An 18,569-nucleotide genomic window follows, 5' to 3' on the forward strand; every position below is an offset into this window, starting at 1 on the left:
CAGGGCGAATGCTACGATCCGGCCACTCGCCCGGGGGGACGGACATCAGCCGACGCAGGTTCATGACCTGCGGCTCAGTAGCGCGTTGCACAAGCCACCCGAGTCTTCGCCTTCCATTCCTGGAGATGACCCGCATGGCCAGACGTGCGCTCATACGCGGCGCCGCCGCTTCCCTCACGCTCGCCATGGGCCTCGGCTCACCGGCGGTCGGTGCCGCGCAAGGTGAAACGGTCGCGGGAGAGGTGGTCGTCCCCGCCACCACGGCCATGCTTCCCGAGACGAGTCTGCTGAGCGCGGGGCCCTCCGGTTTCCTCCGCCACGAGTACGGGCGCGGCCACCTGTGGACGACCTACGACGGCGTCGACACGGTCGTCGACGCGTCCGCCACGGGCGTGTTCGGCCTCCCGGAATTCGGTGCGGGCTCGGATGTCGTCGCCTCCTACGACGAGTCCCGCCGTGTGGTGACACTGCGGGACATGCGGTCCGGCCGGTCCCGCACGGTCGCGCTTCCCGCACGCCACGAGTACCGGGCCACCCTCGGATCGACGGTCGTGACGCTGGCGGGGACCCAGGGCAGCGACGTCACATGGCACCTGCTGGACGTCCGGGACGACGGCTCCGTCACCGACCGCACGGTGGAGGGCGTACCCCAGGGCATCCACATTCTCAACGAGCGCAACGTGGCGCTGGGCGACGCGCACGGACAGCTGGTGAGCTGGCGGGCCGACCGCGAGTTGTTCACCGGCTGGCTCGACCTCGACGAGGGCCGGCTGGTCACGCTGCCGTACACCGTGAGCGCGGGGTACCCGTTCATCGCCCTCACCGCCACACACCTGCTGTGGTGGGACGACGGGACCGCCCACATCGCCTCCCGCCGTGACCTGACCGCCGCCCCGCGGACGGTGCCGGTGCGCGACGTCGGGCAGGTACTGGGCATGGTCGGCGACAACCTCGTCGTCTCCCGGTACGACTCCGCCCTGGGTCCCCTCAATTACAGCCTGCCGGTGTGGAGGGTCGAGTCCGTACCCCTCGACGGCTCCCCGGGGAAGACGCTTCTGGCCAGGTCGTCGTGGCGTGCCGTGCCGACTCCGAGCGGCGGGCTCCTGGTGCCGGGCGGCCCCGGCACGGACCAGTGGGGCGTCTCCCTCGTCGAACCCGCCGCCGGCGGCGGCGTGACGGTACGCAGGATCGCCGACGCGTACCCGTGGCAGAGGGTCGACGACGTCTCCCAGCTGACCCTGACACAAGGGCGGTTGACCACCGTGGAGACGGATCGCTCGCAGGAGTGGACGTATCTCCGCACCCGCGACATCGGTGTGGCCGGATCCCTCACCGTCGGGGCGCTCACCAACCGCGGCCGCGTGGTGCCGGCGAACTACACGGCGGGCCGCCCGCGCCTCGACGACACCGGTGACGGCCGGACGGTCGTCTGGGGCCCCAGCACCTCCGCCGCCGAGCAGCCCCACCTCCTGGGGCCCACCCAGTCGCTGCCCGGCACCCGGATCGACGGCTCCCGTGCCTACCAGTTCGTGGAGGCCGTCAGCGGCCGTTTCGCCGCCCTGAGGACTCCGTACACCAGTTCCGGGTCGGAGACCCGGGTCGTCGACCTCGACACCGGGCGCACGGTGTTCACCACGAAGGAGAGCATCGAGGCGATGTGGGGCACCACCCTCTGGGTGAGATCCGGCAACGACGCGGTGGTCCCTGTCGACGTGCTGACCGGACGGCGGGGCGACGAGGTGCTGCTCGGGCGCGGGTGCCTGCTGGACGACTTCCAGGCAGTCGGGCGATGGCTGCTGTGGACCTGCGTGGGCTCCCTCACGGGCCAGGGCGTCTACGACACCGCCACGAAGAAGAACCTCACGCTCGTCTCCGGCGACTGGTCGCAGGCGAAGCTCGGTGACGGCTTCGTCGCGATGGAGTCGGACGGGAACCTGAAGGTCACCGACGTCCGCGGCGGGACCCCCGTGTCGCACACCGTCGGGAAGTTCGAGTGGGGTCCCTGGGACGTCGACCCCTACACCGGTGTGATCGCCCAGCAGGGCGCCAAGGGCATCCACCTCATCCCCAGCGGCACCCCCGTCTCGTCCCTCGTCCAGCTCGACGCCACCGTCGCCGCCTCGGTGGACGTCAAGGGAGGAACCGGGCAGTGGAGCCCGAAGTGGTGGCTGAACAAGCCGGCCGCCTCCTGGCAGCTCGTCATCAAGCACAAGGCCACCGGCAAGGCCGTCCGGACCCTCTCCGGCGGTCCGGCGCGCGGCCTGGTGGCCACGGCGTGGAACGGCAAGGACGGCTCCGGCCGGCTGGTGCCCAACGGCGCCTACACCTGGACGCTGACCGCCGCGCCTGCCGACGGGACGGGCGCGGCCCTGACCAGGTCCGGGACGTTGAAGCTCAGCGGCGGCGGCGCCGTGCACCGGGACTTCGTCGGCTCCGACGGCTTCGGTGAGCTGCTGACGCTGAACGGTTCGGGCGTTCTCACCTACCAACGGAGCAACGGCGCCGGGAAGTTCACCGCCAAGACCTCCGGTTCCGGCTGGCCGAAGACCGTCAAGGCGATCCCGTACGGCGATCTGAACGGCGACCGGTGCAACGACGTGCTGGTGCGGCTCGGCAGCGGCGCCCTGCGCGCGTACAAGCCGGGGTGCGGCAAGGCGCTGACGCCGTCGACGCCGTACACCTCCCTCGGCTCGGGCTGGAACCAGTACGACATCCTGACCTCGCCGGGGGACGTCACGGGCGACGGACGGGCGGACCTGATCGCGCGCAAGGCGTCGACCGGGGACGTCTACCTCTTCAAGGGGACGAGCACCGGCAAGCTCTCGGCGCGCACCAAGCTCTACTCCCGGTGGACCGGATACAAGAAGATCGTGGGCGCGGGCGACCTGAACGGTGACGGCCACGGCGACCTGCTCGTCCAGGACAAGTCCAACCAGCTCTGGCGCTACGACGGCACCGGCAAGGGCAAGTTCAAGGCCCGGGTGAAGGTGGCCAAGAACTGGGGAGCCTCCTACAACGCGGTCGTCGGCGTCGGGGACATCACCGGCGACGGGAAGGCGGACCTCGCCGTCCGTGACACCTCCGGCAACCTGTGGCGCTACAACGGCAACGGCAAGGGGTCCTTCGGCGCACGCACGAAGATCGCCACCGGTTGGAAGGGTTACAAGGCGCTGTCCTGAGACCGCGAGCTCTCACCCCACACCCTCCGCGCATGTGAACAGCCCCTGACCGGGAACTACGGTCAGGGTCCGCCGTGTTGCCCGCCGCTCGTCGGCCACCGTGGCCCGGCTGCCGCCCCGGGCCGGGCCGGCGACGGCGTTCGCGTGCCCGCATGGCTATTGACCTGCTCAGATCCGCTGTGCTTCGCTCCCCGATGAGGGCCTGGGGCACCGCTACTGACTGTGGCCGTCCGCTCTGAAGGGCACACCAAGGGCACGGATGGCGTGCAGGGGCGGACGAGGGGGTATGACGTGTCTCGGGGCTTTGGGAGACGTATCGGGATTGCGGGCGAAGTGACCGCTCCGCAAAAACGCATACCGGACCTGCTTCGATCACGGGCGGGACTCTGGGCCGCGGCGGGTGTCGCGACCCTCGGATTCCTCATCGTGCTGGAGTTCGCCGCGCGGCACTACGGCCTGCCGGGGCCCCTCGCCAGCCAGGTGCGGGAGCTGGTGGTCCCTCCCAAGTCGGGCGGCCTGCTGTACGCCGCCATGGCGTTGATGATGGTGGTCCTGACCTGGCGGGAACGATTCGTCGCGGCGGGCGCGGCGGTCGGCATCGACATCGCCTTCTCGCTGGTCCGGTGGGCGGTGGACGCCAGGACGACCGGCGGCCACCCCTTCGGCAACGGGGCGTTGTGGGTGATTCTGGGCTGCGCGGTCGTCGCCGTCACCCGCCGCACCGGAGCGGAACGTGTCCTGCTGCTGAAGGGCGTCGGGCTGGGCCTGCTGCTGGTGGCCGGCCGCAAGACGGGCGACACATGGCTGCTCATCACCTCGAAGACCCGCCCGGCGGTGCTCGACCAGTACGTGGCGACAGCCGATCACGCGCTGGGCAATCCGTCGTGGCTGGTGGGCCGGATCGTCACGGCCACCGGCCCCTTCGGCTTCAATTTCCTCGACATCGTCTACGGTCAGCTCGCGGTGGCCGCGGTCGCCGTCGCGCTGTACCAACTGCGCGGTGTGGCGGCCGAACGCCGCTTCCCGGGCCATCACCTGGTGCGCAGCTTCCTGGTGATCGGCCTTCTCGGTCCGGCCTTCTACATGATCTTCCCGGTGGTCGGGCCGATCTTCGCCTACGGAACCGGCACCGACTACTGGTCGACGGTCAGCCTGTGGTCGCCGGACATTCCCTCCAGCGCGCACTGGGCGGTGGGCGACCTGTGGCCGCAGACGCCGTCGCTGATCGACACTCCGCACCCGATGCGGTTCGACGAGATCACTCCGCGGAACTGCATGCCCAGCCTGCACACGGCGTGGGCCGCCGCGATCTTCATCCATTCCCGGAAGGGCCCCCGCGTCCTGCGGTACGCGGGCACGTTCTGGCTGGTCGCCACGCTCACCGCGACGCTGGGCTTCGGCTACCACTACGGCGTGGACCTCATAGCCGGCGTGGTCTTCGTCCTCACGATCGAGGCGGCTCTGCGGGCGTTCGACCGCGGCTGGGACCGTTCGGGGATCCGGCTGGCCGCGTACGGCGCGGCGGTCTTCGCCGCGCTGCTGGTGTCCTACCGCTTCGTGCCGTTGACGATGGCCGAGCACCCGTGGCTGTTCGGCCCCCTGCTCATCCTCGCGATGGTCTCGGTGATCTACGGCTACGTACGGACCACCACGGCATGGGACCCGAGGCCCGCGCCGGCACGACATCCGGAACCACAACCGGAACCGATCTGAAGGGTGTCGCACCGCGGGACGGGAATGCGAAAGGGCCCGGAGACCGGGCCCTTCCACGTAGTAGCGGGGACAGGATTTGAACCTGCGACCTCTGGGTTATGAGCCCAGCGAGCTACCGAGCTGCTCCACCCCGCGTCGGCACCAGCAACAATACCCGACTCGCAAGTGGATGCCGGACGGGGTCTGCACGGTTGGGCATGCCAGGCATGGGACTGCGGGCACCTGATGTGACATCTGTCACTCAAGAAGTGATTGAAGGTGGGACAACTGCGCATGTGCGTCCCACTTTGCGGTAGTCGGCTCGATCCCTCCCTCAACCCGACTCGCAGCGCCACCCATTACGGAAACCGCCCGTGGCAGTACGGTTTGTCGGGCGTCATGTGCAGATCATGTGAAACTTTCACGGGGGATGTTGGGGGAACGTCGTGTGCGGACTCGCGGCCACCGGTCTGTCCACCGTCGCGTACGCGGCGGCCCCAGAGGCGTGAACCGGCCACCGCCTCCCCTTTTCGACCCCCGCCGATCCCATCTCAGAAGGACCCACAAGAGGCACCCATGGGGAAGCATCGAAGATCGGGCCTGACGCCCGCCGCGATCCGCGACGTGATCGCCCTGATACCGGCCCACAACGAGGCCGACGCCATCGCGGACTCCATCCAGGGGCTGTACGGGCAGACCGTGCCCCCGCAACGGGTCATCGTGGTCGCGGACAACTGCACCGACGCCACCGTGGCCATCGCGGACTCCCTGAGCGCCGAGGTCTTCGAGACCCGGGGCAACCGGCACAAGAAGGCCGGAGGGCTGAACCAGGCCCTGGCCGACCTGCTGCCCGGTCTGCACGACGACGACGTGGTTCTCGTGACGGACGCGGACAGCGCCCTGGACCCCGGCTTCGTGGCCTGTGGGGTGGAGCATCTCGCGAAGGGCTACGGGGGCGTGGGCGGCACCTTCCGGGGAGGACCCGGCGGGGGCTTCGTGGGCCACCTCCAGCGCAACGAGTACGCCCGCTACTCGCGGGACGTGAAGCGACTGGGCGGCAAGTGCCTGGTGCTCACCGGCACGGCGGCCATGTTCCGGGTGCAGGTGCTGCGGGAGATCTCCCGGGCCCGCCTGATGGGCCGCCTCCCGGCCGGGGACGGGATCGGGGGCGTCTACGACACCTCGGTGCTCACCGAGGACAACGAACTGACCTTCGCGGTGCTGCACCTGGGCCATCAGGTGCTCTCGCCGGAGGGCTGCACGCTCACCACCGAGGTCATGCTGACCTGGAAGGCCCTGTGGGACCAGCGACTGCGCTGGAAGCGGGGAGCGGTGGAGAACTGTGTCCAGTACGGCCTCACGCACATCACGTGGCGCTACTGGGGCCGTCAGCTCCTGAGCATGGCCGGCGTCCTCGTGACCGTCGTCTACCTGTCGACCATCGCCTACTCCCTGGCCCTGAACTCGTTCCGACCGCACGAGTTCTGGCTCTGGGTGTCGCTCGTCTTCGTGATCGAGCGGGTTGTGACCGTGCGGGAGCGCGGCTGGAAGCGGATGCTGCTCGCCGCGTCCATGTACGAGCTGCTCTTCGACTTCCTGCTCCAGGCCTGCCACACCAAGGCGTACCTGGACTCCGTGTTCCGCCGTGAGCGCGCCTGGTAGCAGGTCGCTTCAGAAACTGTCAGAGATCATTTGGGAGGGACCCATGTACAACAACCCTGCGACGACTGTGGGCGGTGGGGCGTTGGCCTCTACCGGCATCGGACTGACGACCAGCGTGTGGCTGGGCCTGGCGGCCTTCGCCCTGGTGGCCCTGGGAACCGCCGTGATGCGGATCGTGCCTCGGGGCATGAACCGCTCCTGACCGTACTCGGCAGGGCGTCCCTGGTGGCCCGGTGCCGGTGACTCTCCCGCTCCCGGGAGTGGCCACCCCGGCCGCCCGCGAACCGCACGTAGCCGCGAAGCGGGCCCCCCCGGGGCGGCGGCCCACGGAGGTGCGATCCAACGCCCCCAGCACAGCATCAAGCCCCCTGACAGCGGAGAACCCGCAGGCAGGGGGCTTGATCAATACGACCGGGCACGGGTCTGGCACGGGTCCACGAGGGCATGGCGCCGGCCGGTCGCAGATCACCTCCGTCATCCGGCATGCCCAGCTGTCAGCGTCCGGCAGCATGTGGGCTCAGGAGATCGTGGCCGGCCGACCGGCTTGGCGGCACGCCCCCTCCGGAACAACGAGGAGACCACCCATCAGGTCACCCGAATGGCGCAACATGACGTGCCGCCCACATCGGTGAAGATCAAGCTGACTAGTGCCCCAACCGAGGCAATCCGTGAAAGGGGAACCGAATGCGCATTCGACGAATCCTCTCCGCCACCGTCGCCACGGCAGCCCTCGCCGGACTCGGCCTCACAGGCGCCGCCACCGCCACCGCCGCCACCGCACAGGGTGCCCCGTCCGCCGTCAGCCCTTCTCAGTGCAGGGAGGGCGGCGGAGAGCCCCGGATCGACTTGCCGGGCAACCCCTGCAAGGGCGGCACATACGACGGCCAGTCGGTCGACTGAACCCCACAAGGCGCCCCGCAGCCACGCGCCGCGGGGCGCTCCCGCGCGAGCGCAGCCGGGTTCCCATGCGGATCACCCGCATCTGAGCGCCACGGCCCAGAGACGGCGCCAGCGCAGCAACAAGCCCCCCACCAGCGAAGCAACCGCAGGCAGGGGGCTTGTTCGTGCGGGCCTACTTCTTCTTGCCCTGGTTCTTGACCGCCTCGATGGCGGCTGCCGCGGCGGCCGGGTCGAGGTACTTGCCGCCCGGGGTGACGGGGCGGAAGTCGGCGTCGAGTTCGTAGGAGAGGGGGATGCCGGTGGGGATGTTGAGGCCCGCGATGTCGGCGTCCGAGATCTGGTCGAGGTGCTTGACCAGGGCGCGCAGGCTGTTGCCGTGGGCGGCGATCAGGACCGTGCGGCCGGCCAGGAGGTCGGGGACGACCGAGTCGAACCAGTACGGGAGCATGCGGACGACGACGTCCTTCAGGCACTCCGTCTGCGGACGCAGCTCCGGCGGGAGGTTCGCGTAGCGCGCGTCGGAGAACTGGGAGTACTCGGCGTCGCGGTCCAGCGGCGGCGGCGGGGTGTCGTAGGAGCGGCGCCACAGCATGAACTGCTCCTCGCCGAACTCCTGAAGGGTCTGGGCCTTGTCCTTGCCCTGAAGGGCACCGTAGTGGCGCTCGTTCAGGCGCCAGGAGCGGTGGACCGGGATCCAGTGGCGGTCGGCGGCCTCCAGCGCGAGCTGGGCCGTGCGGATCGCGCGCTTCTGGACGGAGGTGTGGACCACGTCGGGCAGCAGGCCGGCGTCCTTCAGCAGCTCACCGCCGCGGACCGCCTCCTTCTCGCCCTTCTCGTTGAGGTTGACGTCCACCCAGCCGGTGAACAGGTTCTTCGCGTTCCACTCGCTCTCGCCGTGGCGGAGCAGGATCAGCTTGTACGGTGCGTCGGCCATGCCTGAGAGCGTAATCCACGCATTCGGGCCCCTGCCCCGGCGCCCAGCAGGCGGACGGCAGCCCCGGCGCAGCCCCGACAGTTGACGGCATCTGTTAATCGAGTGGTCCCGCACGGCCGCCGCCACGTAAGTTGTGCTCGCCGCTGCAGCCGCTTACATCCACGTACATCCCGGGGGGTCGTCCATGTCCGTCGCCAGTCTCAGACGCGCCGCCCGCGAGACCGTCTCCGGGCTCCCCCGAGAGTTCTGGTGGCTGTGGACCAGCACCCTCGTCAACCGGCTCGGCGCCTTCGTCGCCACGTTCATGGCGCTGTACCTGACCCTGGACCGCGGCTACTCCGCCTCGTACACCGGTCTGGTCGCCGCGCTGCACGGGCTCGGCGGGGTCGTCTCCTCGCTGGCCGGGGGCGTGATGGCCGACCGGCTCGGACGGCGGCCGACCCTGCTCGTCGCCCAGTCCGCCACCGCCGTGTCCGTCGCGGCGCTCGGGTTCGTCCGGGACCCCGTCGCCATCGCCGCCGTCGCCTTCCTGGTCGGCATGGCCAGCAACGCCTCCCGGCCCGCCGTGCAGGCGATGATGGCCGACATCGTGCGGCCCGAGGACCGGGTCCGCGCCTTCTCCCTCAACTACTGGGCGGTGAACCTCGGCTTCGCCGTCTCCTCCATGGCGGCCGGCTTCATCGCCGAGTACAGCTATCTCGCCGGCTTCCTGCTCGAGGCCGCGATGACGATGGCCTGCGCGATCGTCGTCTTCCTGAGGGTGCCCGAGTCCCGCCCGGGCCCGGACGACCACGCGAGTCAGGCGGGCGACGGCAAGGCCGTCAACCTGTGGACCGTGCTGCGTGACGGGCGCTTCATGGGTGTCGTCGGGGCGTCCTTCCTGGTCGCCGTCGTCTTCATGCAGGGGTCGGTCGGACTGCCGATCGCCATGGGCCGGGCCGGCTTCACACCTGCCGACTACGGCACGGCCCTCGCCGTCAACGGGTTCCTGATCGTCGCCCTGCAGATCCCGGTCACCCGTTTCATCGAGCACCGGGACCCCGCGCGGCTGCTGATCATCTCCTCGCTCCTCGCCGGGTACGGCTTCGGGCTGACCGCCTTCGCGGGATCGGTCGGCGTCTTCGCCCTCACGGTGTGCGTGTGGACGCTCGGCGAGATGATCAACGCGCCCACCCAGACCGGGCTGGTCGTCCGGCTCTCCCCGGCGCACGGGCGCGGGCGCTACCAGGGCGTCTACACCCTGTCCTGGTCGGTGGCCGCCCTGGTCGCGCCCCTGATGTCCGGCACCGTCATCGACCGGTTCGGCGCCGAGTGGCTGTGGGGCATGTGCGCGGCCGTCGGCACGGCCGCCGCCCTCGGCTACTGGGCCCTGATGCGCCGGCTGCCGAAGGCCGGGCCGGCCGTCGTGGAATCCCGCGCCGAGCCCCGTGCCGAGGTCGGCACCGCGTGAGGCGGGCGGAGTGGTCACCAGCCGGAGGCGGCACTGAGAGAAGGCTGCACCACGGACGCCTCCGCCCAGTGCCGCCTCCGCACTACGGACGCCTCCGCACCATGGACACCTCCGCACTACGGACGCCTCCGCACTACGGATGCATTCGCGCGCCCTTCAGCACCTTGTCCACCGCGTTGCGCGGGCCGTACACAGCAAGCCCCACGAGGTCCAGCTCGGCGGTCGGCACGGCCCGGACCGCGGCCCGGTTGTCGCGGTCGTTGCCCGTGGTGAACAGGTCGGAGGTGAAAACCGCGCGCGGCAGGGACCGGGACAGGGCCCGCCCGTGCGCCGCCGTCAGCGTCTCCTTGGTTCCCTGGAAGACCAGCACCGGCTGGCGGAACATCGGCAGGTAGGGCACCTCGCCGGCGTCCTCGTACGGCTCCCCGATCACCTCGGGGACCGTCGTGCCGAGGCCGCTGACCAGGAACGCGGTGACGTTCAGGCGCTGCCAGGGCTCCAGGTCCTCCCGCAGCAGGACGGCGATCTTGGTGTCGAAGCGGATGGGCTGCTCGTCGTTCATGGAGGGAGACTCCCGAACCCCGTACCGCGCCGTCTTGTACGTTCTTTGCATGGCCCCGCAGCGGAACGTCTCCGCCTGGCGCCCGCGTGTCCCGGGCGTCGTGGAGGTGTTCCACGCGCACTTCACCGAGTACGCCTACCCGATGCACGTGCACGAGGCGTGGACGCTGCTGATCGTGGACGACGGCGCCGTTCGGTACGACCTGGACCGGCACGAGCACGGCACCCCGCACGACACGGTGTCCCTGCTGCCGCCGCACGTCCCGCACAACGGCTCTCCCGTCGGCCCGCGCGGCTTCCGCAAGCGGGTGCTGTACCTGGACACCTCCCACCTGGGCGCCGAGCTCATCGGGGCGGCCGTGGACGGTCCTGACCTGCGTGATCCGGTGCTGCGGCGGCGGGTCGGACAGGTACACACCGCGCTCACGCTGCCCGGTGACGAGCTGGAGGCGGAAAGCCGGCTGACGCTCGTCGGCGAACGGCTGCGCGCGCATCTGCGGCCGCGGCTCGCCGTCGGGTCCCCGCGCCGCGACCCCGCTCTCGCCCGCCGGGTGCGCGAACTGCTCGACGAACGGCTGCCGCAGGGTGTCACCCTCGACGAGGCGTCAGCCCTGGTGCAGGCCCATCCCGCCCATTTGGTGAGGGCGTTCAGCGGCGCGTACGGCATCGCTCCGCACCAGTACCTGATGTCCCGCCGGGTGGACCGCGCCCGCCGGCTGCTGCTGGCGGGGCGGAAGCCGGCCGAGGTGGCCGCCGAGACCGGCTTCTACGACCAGGCCCATCTCACCCGGCACTTCAGGAGACTCGTGGGGGTGACTCCGGGGCGGTACGGCCGCGAGACCTCGCGCGGCAGGCCCGGGATGTGAGGCCGGACGGTCGTCAGTCGGCCGGACGCCGGGTCAGGTGCGCGAACGCCTCCAGGTTGCGGGTCGATTCGCCGCGCGAGACGCGCCAGGCGTACTCGCGGCGGATCGCCGAGGCGAAGCCGAGCTCCAGCAGGGTGTTGAAGCTGCCGTCGGCCGCCTCCAGGACCTGCCCGAGCAGCCGGTCGACCTCGTCGGCGGTCACCGCGGCCAGCGGCAACCGGCCCGTGACGTAGACGTCGCCGAGCTGGTCGACGGCGTAACTCACGCCGTACAGCTTGAGGTTGCGCTCCAGCAGCCAGCGATGGACGGCGGACTCGTTCTCGTCGGGGTGGCGGATGACGAAGGCGTTCAGGGACAGCGAGTGCCGGCCGACGATCATCGACAGGGTGGTCGACAGCTTGCGGGTGCCGGGAAGCTTCACGACGTAGGTGCCGGACCGCGGGCTCTCCCAGTCCAGTTCGGCGCCCTTGAGCACGTCCTCGACGACCCGCGTCGCCCGTTGCTGCTCCGCCTCACCCGTGGCACCCGTGGCGCTACCCATGGGGCGAGCGTACGCGACGCCGGTGGGCCTGCAACGCGGCCGTGTACACGTCGGCCGTGGCCGCCGCCGACGCGTCCCAGCCGAAGAACCGCGCGTGCCGGGCGGCGGCGGCGCCCATCCGGTCGGCGAGGTGCGGGGTGTCGGCGAAGCGGCCCAGCACGTGCGCGTAGTCGGCCGGATCGTGGCCCTGGACCAGGAATCCGGTCTCGCCGTCCCGTACGGCCACCGGCAGCCCGCCGACCGAGGCGGCGAGGACCGGGGTGCCGGTCGCCTGCGCCTCTATCGCGACCAGGCCGAAGGACTCGCTGTAGGAGGGCATGACCAGGACGGACGCGGCCCGGAACCAGTCGGCCAGCCGGTCCTGCCCGACCGGCGGGCAGAACCGTACGACGTCGGCGATGCCGAGCCGGGCGGCCAGCTTCTGCAGGCCCTCCGGCTTGGCGAGGCCGCTGCCGCTCGGGCCGCCGACGACGGGCACGACGATGCGGGAGCGCAGCTCGGGCCGCCGGTCGAGGAGGACGCCCACAGCCCTCAGCAGCACGTCAGGAGCCTTGAGCGGCTGTATACGGCCGGCGAACAGCGGGATCAGGGCGTCCTGCGGCAGGCCGAGGCGGGCGCGGGCGGCGGCGCGGCCGTCGCCGGGGCGGAAGCGGGTGAGGTTCACGCCGGGATGCACGACGGCGACCTTGGCGGGGTCGGCGCTGTAGTGCCGTACGAGTTCGCCCGCCTCCTCCTCGGTGTTGGCGATCAGCCGGTCGGCGGCGGTGACGATCTGGGTCTCGCCGATGACGCGGGCGGCGGGCTCGGGTGTGTCGCCCACGGCCAGGCTGGCGTTCTTGACCTTGGCCATGGTGTGCATGGCGTGCACCAGGGGGACGCCCCAGCGCTGGGCGGCGAGCCAGCCGACGTGGCCGGAGAGCCAGTAGTGGGAGTGGACGAGGTCGTAGTGACCGGGGCGGTGGCCGGCCCAGGCCTGCATCACGCCGTGCGTGAAGGCGCAGAGCTGGGCGGGCAGGTCCTCCTTGGCCAGGCCCTCGTAGGGGCCGGCGTCGACGTGCCGGACGAGGACGCCCGGGGAGAGCTCGACGGCGGGCGGCAGGTCCCCCGCGGTGGCCCTGGTGAAGACCTCGACCTCGACGCCCTGGGCGGCCAGCCGCTGGGCCAGCTCCACGATGTAGACGTTCATGCCGCCGGCGTCGCCCGTGCCGGGCTGGTGGAGCGGTGAGGTGTGCACGGAGAGCATGGCGACGCGCCGGGGCCGACGGTGCAGCCGCAGCCGCGTGGGTGCCGTCGGGGAACGACGCCCGAGCCTGCTGACGTACTGGCTCACGTGGCGTTCCTCCTCGTTGCGGGCATGCCGGACGGAGAGCGCCGAGCGCCCTCCAAGACCCAACGCCAGAGGCCCCGACTCCATTTCCACACCCGGTTCCTTTACCCAATCATTACCGACTCTCGCTCAACCGTTCGACCTCGGTGGGCGTACCGCCTGGGCGCGACCGGCACGCGACGGACTGCGGGTACCGCAGAAGCACGTCGCGAAGCACACGCGCGCGGCCTGAAGGAACGCCGTCGCGGCACGGGCCCGCACGGGCGGGAGGTGGTACGTCCGTGCCGTGGGGGCCGGGGGGCGCCATACCCTCGTATGCATGACATCCCGCGCAGCGACCCTCCCCCACTCTCGGCTTCGCTCGAGCGGGGGGACCCCCGTCGTGGGAACGGTGACGCGCGGGACGACCAACCCCAACCGGCTCCGCCGCATGGACCGCTGGATCGCGGCCGTGCACGGCGCCGAACTGCGCCGCGCCGCCGATCCGGTGGCGGTCGACCTCGGCTACGGCGCCGCCCCCTGGACGGCGGTCGAGCTGCTGACCCGGCTGCGCACCGCCGCCCCACGCGCGCGCGTGGTCGGCGTCGAGATCGAGCCGGCCCGGGTCGCGGCCGCCAAGCCGTACGAGCGCGAAGGACTCGTCTTCCGGCACGGCGGCTTCGAGGTTCCCGTCCCGCGGCGCCCCCACCTCATCCGCGCGGCGAACGTGCTGCGGCAGTACGACGAGGCAGATGTCGCCGCCGTCTGGGAGCGGCTGCGCGCGCGGCTCGCCCCGGCGGACGGGCACTCGCGCGGAGGGCTGCTGGTCGAGGGCACCTGCGACGAGATCGGCCGTCGGCACGTATGGGTCGCGCTCGGCGCCGAGGGCCCCCGCACGGTGACCTTCGCCACCCGGCTCGGCTCTCTGGACCGCCCCTCCGACCTGGCCGAACGCCTCCCGAAGGCACTCATCCACCGCAACGTCAGGGGCGAGCCGGTGCACGCCTTCCTGCGCGATTTCGACCGCGCCTGGGCGAGCGCGGCGCCGTACGCCTCCTACGGCGCGCGGCAGCGCTGGATCCGCTCGGTGCGCGACCTGGCGGCCGACTGGCCGGTGACGGACGGTCCGACGCGGTGGCGGCAGGGCGAAGTGACGGTCGACTGGCGGGCGTTGGCGCCGCGGAACTGACCGGCGACCAGCCGCGCGGCGGCCGTACGACCGCCCGCGCACCGCCGTGACCTGCGGGGAACGATCTTTGCGGGTCGTTCGTCACACAGACGGGGAGATCGCCGGGAGATCGCCACACCTCTGTCGCTTTGCGCCGAGTCGTGGCACGATCACCCGAGCGTCTGCATGTTACTGACGGTTAACCAGCTGGGGGGCGAGTATGGGACGGGGCAGGCACAGCGTGCTCGCGGCGGCCGTGACCGTGGTCTGCGCGGTCACGCTGCTGGGAGCACCGGGCACAGCCTTCGCGCGCGCACTGCCGGACCCGGCGCCGCCCGCCGCACCCGCTTCCTCGTCCGCGCCCTCGCTCCCGCCCTCGACGTCGCCCTCCGTCACGCTCCCGCCGGACCAGGACCTCGAAGCAGTCCGCGCCGAGCTGGACAAGCTCTACCACGACGCGGCCGTCGCCACCGACGCCTACAACCTGGCCGACGAGAAGGCGAAGAAGCAGTCCGCCGAGATCACGGACCTGAACGAAAAGATCGCCGGCGAACAGCGGAAACTCGACGGCCTGAAGGAGCGCGCAGGCGCCGCGGCCAGCGCCCAGTACCGCACGGGTGGCCTGCCGCCGGAGGTCCAGCTGATGCTGGGCAACGACCCGCAGGACTTCTTCGACGGGGCCGGCCGGTTGCTCCAGAGCCAGCGGGCGACCAAGAGCCTGATCGAGGAAACCACCCGCGCCCAGCAGGACTTGGAGCTGTACGCGGGCGACGCCGCCGACCACTTGCGGGAGCTGGAGGCGGGCCGCAAGGCCAAGGCCGCCGCGAAGAAGCGGATCAAGCAGCGGATCAAGGAGGCCGAGCGGCTCGAGGCCAAGCTGGAGAAGCGGCAGCGCGAGCGCCTCGCCGAACTGGAGCGGCAGGCCGCCGACCAGGCGCAGTCGGCCTGGCTGAGCACCGGGATCCTCGACGAACTCAAGGGCAGGGCGTCCGCGTCGGGCAGGAAGGCGGTCGAGTTCGCCACGGCCCAGATCGGCAAGCCGTACGAGTGGGGCGCCGTGGGTCCCCGCACGTACGACTGCTCGGGGCTCACCTCCCAGGCCTGGGCGGCGGCCGGCCACCCGGTCCCGCGCACCTCCCAGCAGCAGTGGCAGCAGCTCAAGCGCGTGGACATCAAGGACATGCGGCCCGGCGACCTGATCATCTACTTCGACGACGCCAGCCATGTCGGGATGTACGTCGGCGACGGCGCGATCGTCCACGCCCCGCGCCCGGGGCGCACGGTGACGCTCGCCGGGGCGGGCACGATGCCGATCCTGGGCGTCGTACGGCCCACCACAGGCTGAACCCCCGCGGCGCGACACCGACCGAGCCCCCAAGGCGGGCCACGCACTGAGCCTCCGCGGGCCGGACGCCCCCCTTCCCCGCTCCGCCGGTGACCCCGGTGACCCCGGCCACGTGACCGATCGCACCCCCGGCCGCCCCCCCAAACCCACAGGGGACGTGACCTTCGTCATTCCGGCCCCGGCGCCGCCCTGTCCAACTCCGGTAGGGATCGCGGCATATGACAGCGGCGAAAGCCGTAGCGACGCGCCTCACACCATTCCCCCGCGGCGCCGACTACCGCTAATGTCCCCGTCGGCGGCCCGAGGTCCCTTGGTAACCGCCATGCCCTCGGGGGGAGGGAAGGAACCCAGGACAATGCCCGTGCCCGTACCGCGGCAGAGGACGGTCCCGGCCGCGGAGTGCGACCAGGCACAGACCGCGTCCCACGGCGACGGCACCTCCGCAGCGCAGGCCCCGCGTAAGGAAGCAACGGTCGAGAAGGACAGCCGCGCCGCAACGCCGGCCAACACCACCCAGCTCACGCTGCTGCTGATCGAGGACGACCCGGTCGGCTCGCCGATGGTGCCCGAACTGCTCGACGCGTCCGGCAAGCCGATCCGCGTGCGCAGGGCCCGCAACCTCACCGAGGCCGAGCGCCTGCTCACCGACGACGTCCACTGCATTCTGCTGGACCTCGCGCTGCCCGCGCCCGGCCGGTCCGCGGGCGACGACGACGAGCTCGCCGTGCTCCGGCACGTACTCGAACTCGCGCCCCGGCACGCCGTCCTCGCGCTCACCTCCTCCGGTGACGCCGAGCGCGCCGCCCAGGCGGTGCGGGTCGGCGCCCAGGACTACCTCTTCCGGGACGAGCTGGACGGGCGGCTGCTGAGCCGTGCGATCCGGTACGCGGTGGAGCGCAAGCGCTCCGACTCGGCCGAGCGCAGGCTCGCCGAGGGACGGCTGCGCGCGCAGGAGAACCGCCGGCTGGAGCGCGGCCTGCTGCCGACCCCCCTGCTGGACGGGTCCACGCTGCGCTTCGCCGCCCGCTACCGCCCCGGCCGCTCGCGCGCGCTGCTCGGCGGCGACTTCTACGACGCCGTCCGCACGCCCGACGGCACCGTGCACGCCATGATCGGCGACGTCTCCGGGCACGGCCCGGACGAAGCGGCGCTGGGTGTGGAGCTGCGTATCGCCTGGCGGGCGCTGACCCTGGCAGGGCTGTGCGGGGACGAGTTGCTGGGCACGCTCCAGCAGGTCCTTGAGCACGAGCGCTCCGACGACGAGATCTTCGCGACCCTGTGCGCGGTGGACATAGCGCCCGACGGGCGCCATGCGGGACTGTGCCTGGCCGGCCACCCGTCACCGCTGGTGATCACTCCCGGCCGGCCCGCCCGGCTGCTGCCGTACGAGAACAACGGCCCCGCCCTCGGTCTGCTGCCGGGCGTCCGCTGGCCCCGGATGCAGGTGCAGCTGGGCGCGGAGTGGAGCCTGATGCTCTACACCGACGGTCTGATCGAGGGCCGGATCGGGGAGGGCGGTGAGCGGCTGGGTCAGGACGGGATGGTCGATGTGGTCCGCCGCCAGCTCGACGAGGGTCTGCGCGGGGAGGGGCTGCTGCGGGCGACGGTGAACGAGGTGCGCGGGCTCAACGGCGGCGAGCTCACCGACGATGTGGCCGTGGTCCTGCTGGACCGGGAGCCGTAGCCGGCCGGCGCCGGGGGCCGTCGTCGGCCCGGGGGTTCACCGGCCGCCGTTGTAGGGCCCGTACGGGCCGTCGCTGCTGCTGCCGCGGCGGCGCCCCCATCCGTTCCCGCCGGAGACCTGCTTGAGCGCAGGCCGCACGTCGACGATGTAGACGATGCTCGCGATGACGCCGATGATCGGCAGGAACGAGAAGATCGAGAACAGGTAGCTCACGGCGAGCGCGATGCCCAGGATGATCAGCCAGAACACCTTGTTCTGCTTGTCGGCCGCGCGGAAGGCGTCCTCGCGCCGGAACGCGGCGTCGAACAGCCCGAAGGCGGCCAGGCCCATCAGGACGATCTTCAGAATCCCCAGGAGCCCCTGGAAGCCCAGCATCAGCATGTTGCCCACCGCCCCGTTCTCTCCCGATTCCTACGCGGCCACCGTACCCGTAGAACGGGCCGGACACCCCAAGGGTGCCCGGCCCGGACGCCTGTCGCCCATACGGGTGAGCGATCCGGCGTGTCGCCGCCTGCCCCGTGCCGCCTACGGGGTGGGCGGGGTGGCCTTCTTCGCCGTGGGCGGGGTCTTGCGCATGGCCGGACCCTTCCCCTTCCCGTGGTTCTTCTTGGCCGTGATGGGCGTGGCCCCGGTCTCAACGGGTCCGTCCTCCTTGACCACGACCGGCTCCGCCTTCGGCTCGGGCTCGACGGCGACGGCGAGTTCCTCGACCTCCTCGGCGATGTCCTCGATGCCGTCGGCGGCCTGGCCGCGCCAGGTCCGCACGGCCTGCTCACCGTGCTCGGCGACCTTCTCGTAGGTCTCGCGGGCCTTGACCGCGTACTCGGCGGCGACGCCGACCCCGCGCAGGGCGAGGTCCTGGGCGCTCTCGCCGAGCCTCTTGAGATCGGCGTCGAGGTTGGTGCTGAGCTTCTTGAGGTCGCTGTCCAGGTAGTTCAGGAAGCCGGTGACCCTGGTCTGGAGGGTCTCCTGCGTCTCCTTGACACGGATGCCGGCCTCCTTGGCCCGGGCGGTGGCCCGCGCCTGGACGGCCTTCGGGTCGGTGTTGCGCACCGCGTCGATACGGGCCGGGGCGTCGGCGCGCAGCTGGTCCACCAGGGCGGGCACCTTCTTGGCCTGCTGGAGGGCCAGGTCCGCGGTGCCCGCGGCGAAGTAGAGCGGCGTGGGGTCACTGAGGGTCTTGCGCAGGTCGTCGGTGATGGCCATGGTGCTGGTTCTCCCGGATCGCTTGTGGCTGAGGGTTGTGGGTTTCCGCGGTGGTCGGGCCGCACGCCCGCCCCG

General features: G+C 71.4%; 16 protein-coding genes and 1 tRNA gene. 10 read left to right on the forward strand and 7 right to left on the reverse strand.

The features are described 5' to 3' along the window. The first annotated feature begins 134 nt into the window (after positions 1–134). Together ACIOWN_RS17015 and ACIOWN_RS17020 are read left to right on the forward strand one after the other, a co-directional pair. The gene (locus tag ACIOWN_RS17015) at positions 135–3,179 is read left to right on the forward strand and encodes an FG-GAP-like repeat-containing protein (RefSeq protein ID WP_401982618.1); all 3,045 of its coding nucleotides are present in this window, start codon (positions 135–137) and stop codon (positions 3,177–3,179) included. Between the two features lie 363 nt (positions 3,180–3,542). Then, a complete protein-coding gene (locus tag ACIOWN_RS17020; protein WP_362346000.1) occupies positions 3,543–4,892 on the forward strand; it encodes a phosphatase PAP2 family protein in 1,350 nt (449 codons plus the stop codon). A 61-nt stretch (positions 4,893–4,953) separates the two neighbouring features. On the opposite strand, the gene ACIOWN_RS17025 is transcribed toward ACIOWN_RS17020, so the two are convergent. Next, positions 4,954–5,027 (reverse strand) — tRNA-Met (locus tag ACIOWN_RS17025). Between the two features lie 420 nt (positions 5,028–5,447). Between ACIOWN_RS17025 and ACIOWN_RS17030 the strand changes: the two genes are divergently transcribed. The 3 genes from ACIOWN_RS17030 (at position 5,448) to ACIOWN_RS17040 (ending at position 7,433) form a co-directional block, all read left to right on the forward strand. Continuing rightward, entirely contained in the window at positions 5,448–6,533 is a 1,086-nt protein-coding gene (locus ACIOWN_RS17030; RefSeq protein ID WP_401982620.1) for a glycosyltransferase, read from the forward strand. A gap of 43 nt (positions 6,534–6,576) precedes the next feature. Continuing rightward, entirely contained in the window at positions 6,577–6,735 is a 159-nt protein-coding gene (locus ACIOWN_RS17035) for a hypothetical protein (RefSeq protein ID WP_362345845.1), read from the forward strand. 482 nt (positions 6,736–7,217) lie between these two features. Next, a complete protein-coding gene (locus ACIOWN_RS17040) occupies positions 7,218–7,433 on the forward strand; it encodes a hypothetical protein (protein WP_362345846.1) in 216 nt (71 codons plus the stop codon). Between the two features lie 172 nt (positions 7,434–7,605). Here ACIOWN_RS17040 and ACIOWN_RS17045 read toward each other — a convergent pair whose 3' ends face one another. Then, complete coding sequence (locus ACIOWN_RS17045) at positions 7,606–8,367, reverse strand: phosphoglyceromutase (protein WP_362345848.1); 762 nt, start codon at positions 8,365–8,367, stop codon at positions 7,606–7,608. Positions 8,368–8,551: 184 nt separating this feature from the next. Here ACIOWN_RS17045 and ACIOWN_RS17050 point away from each other — a divergent pair, with 184 nt between their 5' ends. After that, a complete protein-coding gene (locus tag ACIOWN_RS17050) occupies positions 8,552–9,817 on the forward strand; it encodes an MDR family MFS transporter (RefSeq protein WP_401982622.1) in 1,266 nt (421 codons plus the stop codon). Positions 9,818–9,950: 133 nt separating this feature from the next. On the opposite strand, the gene ACIOWN_RS17055 is transcribed toward ACIOWN_RS17050, so the two are convergent. Further along, positions 9,951–10,430: a DUF2000 family protein gene (locus ACIOWN_RS17055; protein WP_401982623.1), complete on the reverse strand. Its 480-nt coding sequence runs from the start codon at positions 10,428–10,430 to the stop codon at positions 9,951–9,953. On the opposite strand from ACIOWN_RS17055, the gene ACIOWN_RS17060 reads away from it, so the two are divergent. Beyond that, complete coding sequence (locus tag ACIOWN_RS17060; protein WP_401982625.1) at positions 10,429–11,244, forward strand: AraC family transcriptional regulator; 816 nt, start codon at positions 10,429–10,431, stop codon at positions 11,242–11,244. The genes ACIOWN_RS17055 and ACIOWN_RS17060 overlap by 2 nt on opposite strands. 13 nt (positions 11,245–11,257) lie before the next feature. On the opposite strand, the gene ACIOWN_RS17065 is transcribed toward ACIOWN_RS17060, so the two are convergent. Together ACIOWN_RS17065 and mshA are read right to left on the reverse strand one after the other, a co-directional pair. After that, positions 11,258–11,785, reverse strand: coding sequence for a YbjN domain-containing protein (locus tag ACIOWN_RS17065; protein ID WP_362345854.1), 528 nt, complete (start codon positions 11,783–11,785; stop codon positions 11,258–11,260). After that, positions 11,778–13,115 (reverse strand): D-inositol-3-phosphate glycosyltransferase, encoded by a 1,338-nt coding sequence (mshA, locus tag ACIOWN_RS17070; protein ID WP_362345856.1) that lies wholly within the window; start codon positions 13,113–13,115, stop codon positions 11,778–11,780. Before mshA ends, ACIOWN_RS17065 begins: the two co-directional genes overlap by 8 nt. A 379-nt stretch (positions 13,116–13,494) precedes the next feature. Between mshA and ACIOWN_RS17075 the strand changes: the two genes are divergently transcribed. From ACIOWN_RS17075 to ACIOWN_RS17085, 3 genes are all read left to right on the forward strand, one after another. Next, positions 13,495–14,280 carry a class I SAM-dependent methyltransferase gene (locus tag ACIOWN_RS17075; RefSeq protein WP_401982626.1) on the forward strand — a complete coding sequence of 262 codons (786 nt, stop codon included), beginning with the start codon at positions 13,495–13,497 and terminating at the stop codon, positions 14,278–14,280. A 199-nt stretch (positions 14,281–14,479) separates the two neighbouring features. Further along, on the forward strand, positions 14,480–15,604 hold the full coding sequence (locus ACIOWN_RS17080; protein WP_401982627.1) for an NlpC/P60 family protein: 1,125 nt from the start codon (positions 14,480–14,482) through the stop codon (positions 15,602–15,604). A gap of 355 nt (positions 15,605–15,959) precedes the next feature. Then, positions 15,960–17,288, forward strand: a complete 1,329-nt coding sequence (locus ACIOWN_RS17085) for a fused response regulator/phosphatase (protein ID WP_362345861.1) — start codon at positions 15,960–15,962, stop codon at positions 17,286–17,288. 36 nt (positions 17,289–17,324) lie between these two features. On the opposite strand, the gene ACIOWN_RS17090 is transcribed toward ACIOWN_RS17085, so the two are convergent. Together ACIOWN_RS17090 and ACIOWN_RS17095 are read right to left on the reverse strand one after the other, a co-directional pair. Next, positions 17,325–17,669, reverse strand: a complete 345-nt coding sequence (locus ACIOWN_RS17090) for a DUF2516 family protein (RefSeq protein ID WP_362346002.1) — start codon at positions 17,667–17,669, stop codon at positions 17,325–17,327. A gap of 144 nt (positions 17,670–17,813) precedes the next feature. Further along, positions 17,814–18,494: a hypothetical protein gene (locus ACIOWN_RS17095; protein ID WP_362345863.1), complete on the reverse strand. Its 681-nt coding sequence runs from the start codon at positions 18,492–18,494 to the stop codon at positions 17,814–17,816. Positions 18,495–18,569 lie beyond the last annotated feature (75 nt).

The organism is Streptomyces sp. NPDC087787, from assembly GCF_044743035.1.
Taxonomy (GTDB): domain Bacteria; phylum Actinomycetota; class Actinomycetes; order Streptomycetales; family Streptomycetaceae; genus Streptomyces.

Bases quoted from the DNA above. Each gene is read 5' to 3' on its own strand.
- ACIOWN_RS17015 (WP_401982618.1), top strand. From the start codon at position 135: ATGGCCAGACGTGCGCTCATACGCGGCGCCGCCGCTTCCCTCACGCTC.
- ACIOWN_RS17030 (WP_401982620.1), top strand. From the start codon at position 5,448: ATGGGGAAGCATCGAAGATCGGGCCTGACGCCCGCCGCGATCCGCGAC.
- ACIOWN_RS17035 (WP_362345845.1), top strand. From the start codon at position 6,577: ATGTACAACAACCCTGCGACGACTGTGGGCGGTGGGGCGTTGGCCTCT.
- ACIOWN_RS17040 (WP_362345846.1), top strand. From the start codon at position 7,218: ATGCGCATTCGACGAATCCTCTCCGCCACCGTCGCCACGGCAGCCCTC.
- ACIOWN_RS17045 (WP_362345848.1), bottom strand. From the start codon at position 8,367: ATGGCCGACGCACCGTACAAGCTGATCCTGCTCCGCCACGGCGAGAGC.
- ACIOWN_RS17050 (WP_401982622.1), top strand. From the start codon at position 8,552: ATGTCCGTCGCCAGTCTCAGACGCGCCGCCCGCGAGACCGTCTCCGGG.
- ACIOWN_RS17060 (WP_401982625.1), top strand. From the start codon at position 10,429: ATGGCCCCGCAGCGGAACGTCTCCGCCTGGCGCCCGCGTGTCCCGGGC.
- ACIOWN_RS17055 (WP_401982623.1), bottom strand. From the start codon at position 10,430: ATGCAAAGAACGTACAAGACGGCGCGGTACGGGGTTCGGGAGTCTCCC.
- ACIOWN_RS17065 (WP_362345854.1), bottom strand. From the start codon at position 11,785: ATGGGTAGCGCCACGGGTGCCACGGGTGAGGCGGAGCAGCAACGGGCG.
- ACIOWN_RS17080 (WP_401982627.1), top strand. From the start codon at position 14,480: ATGGGACGGGGCAGGCACAGCGTGCTCGCGGCGGCCGTGACCGTGGTC.
- ACIOWN_RS17085 (WP_362345861.1), top strand. From the start codon at position 15,960: ATGCCCGTGCCCGTACCGCGGCAGAGGACGGTCCCGGCCGCGGAGTGC.
- ACIOWN_RS17090 (WP_362346002.1), bottom strand. From the start codon at position 17,669: ATGCTGATGCTGGGCTTCCAGGGGCTCCTGGGGATTCTGAAGATCGTC.
- ACIOWN_RS17095 (WP_362345863.1), bottom strand. From the start codon at position 18,494: ATGGCCATCACCGACGACCTGCGCAAGACCCTCAGTGACCCCACGCCG.